This window comes from Sphaerospermopsis sp. FACHB-1094, from assembly GCF_014696195.1.
Classification (GTDB): domain Bacteria; phylum Cyanobacteriota; class Cyanobacteriia; order Cyanobacteriales; family Nostocaceae; genus Sphaerospermopsis; species Sphaerospermopsis kisseleviana.
Map to the genome: position 1 here is coordinate 1 of NZ_JACJPT010000183.1, position 6,195 is coordinate 6,195.

Here is a 6,195-nt window from a genome sequence, read left to right on the forward strand (position 1 = left end):
TCAAACATGGGCTGTGTGTGGCTTTCGAGTTATCGTTGTGGAAGACTATAACTCTACTACATCAGCCCTCTTTTTATACTCTTTTTTTGGCTAAGGTATTGATTTGGATAAGGTTTTTGACTATTTTTTGCACTGTTTTAGAAAAGTTAATGTAAATGCAATTTATTTGTTAGCTTTATAGTATGCCACAATTCCCAGCATCGAACTTGCGGATATACAACCTGTAAATCATCAAAACTTACGGATACTGGCATTGGGGTTAAACGAAGAAGCTAATGTTGATAGTAGGATATGGGACTCACTAGCTAATGTGGAAAACGAAATCAATCAAGTGATTGCCAAGATACCAGGTAAGAAATTACTCAATGATGATTTTACAAGCGATCGCCTGAAAGCAGAACTCGATAAACAAGCATACTCGATTATTCATATCGCTACACATGGCGAATTTGGGTTTGAACCAGAAGATACTTTTATTATTACAGGTAAAAATGCAGCCACAGGTAAACACGAAAAGCTGTCTTTTAACGAACTAGAAAAACAGATTCGTAGCGTTACCCGCAACAGTAAATTATTAGAACTGTTAGCCTTAACTGCTTGCAAAACAGCCACAGGAGATGAGCGTTCCACACTGGGATTAGGGGGTGTTGCCATCCAAGCAGGGGCAAAAAGTGCCTTAGCTTCCCTGTGGGCAGTTCAAGATAATTCGACAGCCGAAATTGTTGTTAGTTTCTATAGTCAATTGTTAAATAATCCTCGTATCAGTAAAGGAGAGGCTTTGCAATCTGCTCAAAAAGAATTAATTGCCGGGAAGATGGTAGACGGAAGACAATTAACTCACCCAGCCTATTGGTCGCCTTTAGTTTTAATTGGCAATTGGTTATAGATTTCTCAAATTGTTGAGTATATGATATAGGGAGAAATTTCACCTATTTTCAGAGGCTGTTTAATATGCAGGTTCTTGTTTGGGAGGTGTGTGTTCTTCGCCTGTGGGGTTATCCAAAACAGAACCTCGAAAAAATAGACCAGCACAGACAACAACACTCATAGTAATCACAGCTACTACAACAGTAATTATTCTTAAAGGTAAGGTCTTTTGCTTAGGTGTAATCTGTTGTGAAAGATGTAGGGTTTTATTTTGCTGAGTTGTAACCTGTTGTGGAAGATGCTGAGTTGTCTGGTTGAGAGAAGAAAGTGCTTGCAGTGCTTCAACCGCAGAGGAATAGCGTTCTGAAACCTGGTAGCGCACCATTTTATTCAGAATAGCAGCAAAATCTGGACTGATATTAACAAAGCTTTGCCAGAAAATTTCTCCTGTATCGGGGTCTTCGGGGAATTGATGGGGAAAAATACCAGTCAGTGCTTGAAGAGCAATCATACCCACCGCATAAACATCGCTGGCAAGACGGGGTCTACCAGAAGCCTGTTCGTTGGGCATATAGCCAGGAGTCCCAATAGAGACGGTAGGAATTGTTTGTCCGTGAGCGTTAATTTGTAAAGTTGTGATTTGTTTGACAGCCCCAAAATCAATTAAAATCAGTTTGCCATCAGAAGCTCGACGAATGATATTCTCTGGCTTGATGTCACGGTGGATAGTCGGGGGTTGGTGTTGATGGATGTGAGAGATGAGGGAGAGAATCTCGATGAGAAGTGTGATCACATCGGCTTCTTGCCAAGGTCTACCGGGCAGTAGTTCATGGCTGAGGTCTTGACCCTCAATCAAGTCTTGTACTAGGAAGAATTGACCACCTAGCTCGAAATAAGCATGAAGCTTCGGTATGCGATCGTGATTATTCCCCAAATCCAACAACACCTTAGCTTCTTGTTCAAACAGGCGGATAACCTCTGAGTTGACAACTTGGGGTTTGAGCCGTTTGACGACACATTTAGGTTTGGGTGTGCTGGGAATATCATTATCCTCAGCAATGTAGGTTTCGCCGAAGCCACCACTACCGATTTGCTTAATTATGCTGTATCGGCCTTTGAGAACAGTTCCAATCATCAGCACTCATCCTTCTGGGTATTGCCGATGAAAATCATATTACTCCCACGCAAATCAAGCACTGCATTAGTTACTAAATAATTTGCTCTTTGCATTCCCTAGAAATTCTAATTTACCGCTAAAATTACAAACACTACGTGTAGACACCATCATCCCAATACTAAAAGAACCATCTTGGTTAATTTTAACTGGCTCTTTAGAATCGTTATAGGCAACTAAATTCCAATAACCACCATCTGTACTGGCAGATTGCACAACAAGGTTATTGTCAAGCTCTAATAAATGTTCTGCTCCTAACTCTATAATACGTAGGTTAAAGCCCTGAGCGGTTGATTCCAAGGTTGCTTTTTTCATAGGTCTCCCGCTACTGAGAGAATCAGCAATTATCCCGGAACATAACACCTGTCCGACTATTTGCGTTTTTTGGGAGGGAGCTAAAGTTGCTGGTGGCTGTTGTGCAAGACCAATGAGTGAAAATCCAGCCCATGAAACTGGGTCAGGATGTTCTTTCATGGTGACAATCATTGCTTGTCGCAAAGCCCTTGCCTTATCAGGATTAGTCTTGAGATTTTCGTAAAACTGAATCATCAAATCTTTTGTAGGAGCATCAGGAACTGACCACAGAGAAGCGACGACGCTAGGAATTCCTGCAATTAAAAAAGGACGAGCTAATCCCAGGACTCCCTCAGAAGTAATTTCTCCAGCACCAGTATTACAAGCACTAAGCACTGCTAACTCACCAGCTAAGGGAACTTGATAAAGTTCTCCGGTTGTCAATAGCCCATCATTGTCTCTAGAAGGAGTCAAAGTTAATACAGAAGTAGGATTAAAGCTATTCTTAGTGATAACATCGAGGTAACCATGAGTAGCAAGATGAATATACTTAGCCTCGCTAAGTTGCTTTAATACAGTTGATTCAGTAGCTTGTTCCCCAATCAGGGGTGAAGTATTGAAGAAATTAGCAATTGCTTGTGCTTCCGTTACCGTAGCTGGTAAAGATTCTGGGGTTATGGATTCAGATAATAAACCATTCAAGGTTACTTTTGGCATTACAGGATTGCCTACTACCAAATTCCCAGATGGTAAGAAAGGATTTTTCTCGGCTCTAACTTTTAAAAGATTCAATGCTTCAATTGAAGGCGCAATGTGAATTGTATTCTTTTCTATTAAATACTTACCATCTTTTGCCCTGAGAGCAGCAAAAGGAATTGTATACAACTCTCTATATGGGAAAAAGATAACGTGTGCCTCTGGGTTGTCTGGAAGGTATTGTTCGATAGGCTGAATCAGAGTTTGGTATAACTGCTCCAGACAAGCTTTTTGAGAGGTGCAACTACTATTGTTAATAGGACTATCAGATTTAATTAAAGATGTATAAGTACCACGTACTAACTCTAAAACAGTAGAGCTATTATTTTGTTTCTGAGCTTCTAAACTAGCCTGCCGACAACCAACTAAAGCCAACGGCAGCAAAACAGTAACAACACTTACGGTAATATATTTTCGTTTCAGTTGCTTTTGTGATTTGAAAAGGGCAAAACATAAACCACTAAGAATAATAGTAGTAATTATCCCCAACCAAAACTGATTATTTGGAGGTTGATTGTCAAATGCTTGTGAAGTTAAATGAAGTGATGTAGAAGCAACATCAACGTTATTAAAGTGTATTTCTCCATTGGGTTTAACTACCCAAAAGAAAAGTTCTTCTCTGACTTGTTTAGACTTATTTAATATGGCAACAGGAGGTTCAAACTTTGAATATATGACAAAAGTAGAATTTTGAGCTTTTGCCTCTGCTTGAATTTGAGCAAAGCTAAATGGCTGGAATTTTTTTTGCGTTTCCTCACGAGAAAACCTTGATACCTGCTCTTTGAATACAAAAGAACGCGCTCTTTCTGCAAATTCTAAAGATTGTGAATACTTACGTTGCTCAATGTATAGTTTTTGGAGTGTCGAATAAACTGAACTATTACGATCTTGAACAGCAACTTTTTCAGCATCATTTTTATTTATATCTAAGCCAGCACCGCTGTCTAGCTGTTTTAAGGCAGCTAGTAATTCTTTTTCCGATTCTGCAAAATTACCTTTACGCAATAAAGCATATCCTAGCTTAGTTAGTAGTCTTACAAATGTCTCGCTATCTTCACCAATCGTATATTCCGTGCTGTATACGCTATCTTTACCAAAACCAAAGTCTCGCTCTTCTAATCCTTCATTTTTGTTGCTTTGGTAAGCTTCAATTGCTTTATCAAAAAGTCCCATTTCCATGTAGGTATCGCCCAAAAGCTCTAAAAGAGCTAACCTAACTTCTACAGCAGCAGGTATTTCTGAAGATTGTCTTATAGGCTCTACAATTTTAGTTAATTCATTTATTTGAATACTCTGTAATTGCTCCTGCAAAAAATTGATAGCTTCATTATATTTACCTTGTTCTCTGTATATACTATTGATTACCAAACTAGCTCCAATTAAATAATCATTAGCTAAAATATAACTGAACTTCATACTCGGAGGATCAAAATCGCTCTTTAGTGTAAAAGAATATTTAATACTATCAGAACAATATTTTAACGTACCGCTTTTATCTATAAACTTAATATCGTACACAAACGAACATCTTATGGAGACCGCAAAACTTAAATTTTTGTTATTTTTTGAATAGCTGGAAAGGTTTTGATCAAATTCTTTAAAGTATTGTTCGCAGTAACTAATTGTTTTATTCTGTTCACCAGCATCTGAAGCTAATTTACACAAAGTTGCATAAACTAACTCTTTACAAGATATCGCGGCTTTATTTTCTACATTTTTAGAGGCTGGAATACATTTGCTGTCTGGGCTGTATGGGCTGTAGTCAAAGACAGGGGTATTTTGGTATTTTTCAGTAATAACTAATGATTCTCCCTGTGAAAATTCCAGATTTGTCAGCATTTCTAGAGTTTTTTCTCCTTCTAGCAGATTCTTTTTAGCAGTATCTAGGCTGGCAGTAGAATTGTAGTTATTTGACCCAACAGTAGGTATTAAGTCAAGAGTGCTAGGAAGATAAGTTAAAAGTTTTTGTATTCTGTTAATAGTATCGGTATACTCTGGAGAATCTACGGAAATGACTTGCTTGGGTGTTGCTTGAGATGATGTGTTATCTGTATTTTGCTGTTGAGCTAAAGCTACATAACTCGTAGTTACAATAAAAGCAGTGGTTGTGATAACGCTAATAGTTTTCTGAATCAATTTAAACATGGATGTTCTCAACAAGAAATAATAGTTTTTGGGGCAAACAGGGATGATTTTTTAGTTAAACATTCATGAACACAGTTATCAAAATGCTGGTTTTGGAGTTGCTTTTTGTTTTGATAATGATTCTTGCAATTCCTTCTCTAAATCGTAATAGACTCGCTTTCCTTCCTGAAAAGAAGTAGGGGCTTTTTCTCCTCTCAGTAAAGGTTTATTATTGAGTGGTTCTTCGCGAAATGCTACCATATTTTTTAACACTTCATTGGGATCGTCTTTTGTCTCAAGAGTAAATAGAAGATCATCCTCTTCACACCTTGCTCCTTGCTCTTTAACACTACACACAACCCGAACTTCACGATCAGAAATCCAGGAAGCAATGTCAGCCGTCATATACTTCAATTTATTGCGTTCATAAATAGTTTGAAAACGTTTAGACACTTCTGTGCATCTCTTTTGAGGAGACCATTCCTTACCAAAATAATTATTACTTGGATTCCAATAGATAACGGTTAAAGGTTTACCTTGTTTAGAGTTGTCCACAATTGTTGCAGGTAGAGAGCTACCATTTTCGTATATACTCGTACCACAGAAAAACTTCACCTGAGCTTCATTTTGATCTGAAGCATCAGCTTTTTGCTCTTGGTTCTGCTTTGTGCAAGCAGTTGTAAGGGCAACTATAAAACTAAGAAAAAATGGCAATAGACGTTGAGTATTTTTCGGTTGTAGTTGAGGATTCATAAATTTAGTAATCATCTAACTTGTGCCTGAAGGATAATAAAAACCAAAAACCTAATAACTTGTACGCTGTTTTGTAAAAAGCATAACTGAATCTCCGCCACTAGCTATAAAAGTATTAGCATTGACCAATACCTTAGCCAAAAAAAGAGTATAAAAAGAGGGCTGATGTAGTAGAGTTATAGTCTTCCACAACGATAACTCGAAAGCCACACACAGCCCATGTTTGA

The 6,195-nt window shown here is 38.0% G+C and carries 4 protein-coding genes; 1 reads left to right on the top strand and 3 read right to left on the bottom strand.

All coding sequences use genetic code 11. From position 1 onward, the window contains the following. Window positions 1-199 precede the first annotated feature (199 nt). Complete coding sequence (locus H6F47_RS26405; RefSeq protein WP_347239114.1) at window positions 200-886, top strand: CHAT domain-containing protein; 687 nt, start codon at window positions 200-202, stop codon at window positions 884-886. 60 nt (window positions 887-946) lie between these two features. On the opposite strand, the gene H6F47_RS26410 is transcribed toward H6F47_RS26405, so the two are convergent. The 3 genes from H6F47_RS26410 to H6F47_RS26420 all read right to left on the bottom strand — a co-directional run bounded on the left by H6F47_RS26410 (window position 947) and on the right by H6F47_RS26420 (window position 5,983). Then, window positions 947-2,002 (bottom strand): serine/threonine-protein kinase, encoded by a 1,056-nt coding sequence (locus H6F47_RS26410; RefSeq protein ID WP_190651708.1) that lies wholly within the window; start codon window positions 2,000-2,002, stop codon window positions 947-949. A 66-nt stretch (window positions 2,003-2,068) separates the two neighbouring features. Continuing rightward, on the bottom strand, window positions 2,069-4,930 hold the full coding sequence (locus H6F47_RS26415; protein ID WP_190651710.1) for a CHAT domain-containing tetratricopeptide repeat protein: 2,862 nt from the start codon (window positions 4,928-4,930) through the stop codon (window positions 2,069-2,071). Between the two features lie 384 nt (window positions 4,931-5,314). After that, a complete protein-coding gene (locus H6F47_RS26420; protein ID WP_190651713.1) occupies window positions 5,315-5,983 on the bottom strand; it encodes a COP23 domain-containing protein in 669 nt (222 codons plus the stop codon). Between the last annotated feature and the right edge of the window lie 212 nt (window positions 5,984-6,195).

Excerpts from the sequence above, each read along its gene's own strand:
- H6F47_RS26420 (WP_190651713.1), bottom strand. The coding sequence starts at position 5,983 with ATGATTACTAAATTTATGAATCCTCAACTACAACCGAAAAATACTCAA.
- H6F47_RS26415 (WP_190651710.1), bottom strand. The coding sequence starts at position 4,930 with ATGCTGACAAATCTGGAATTTTCACAGGGAGAATCATTAGTTATTACT.
- H6F47_RS26410 (WP_190651708.1), bottom strand. The coding sequence starts at position 2,002 with ATGATTGGAACTGTTCTCAAAGGCCGATACAGCATAATTAAGCAAATC.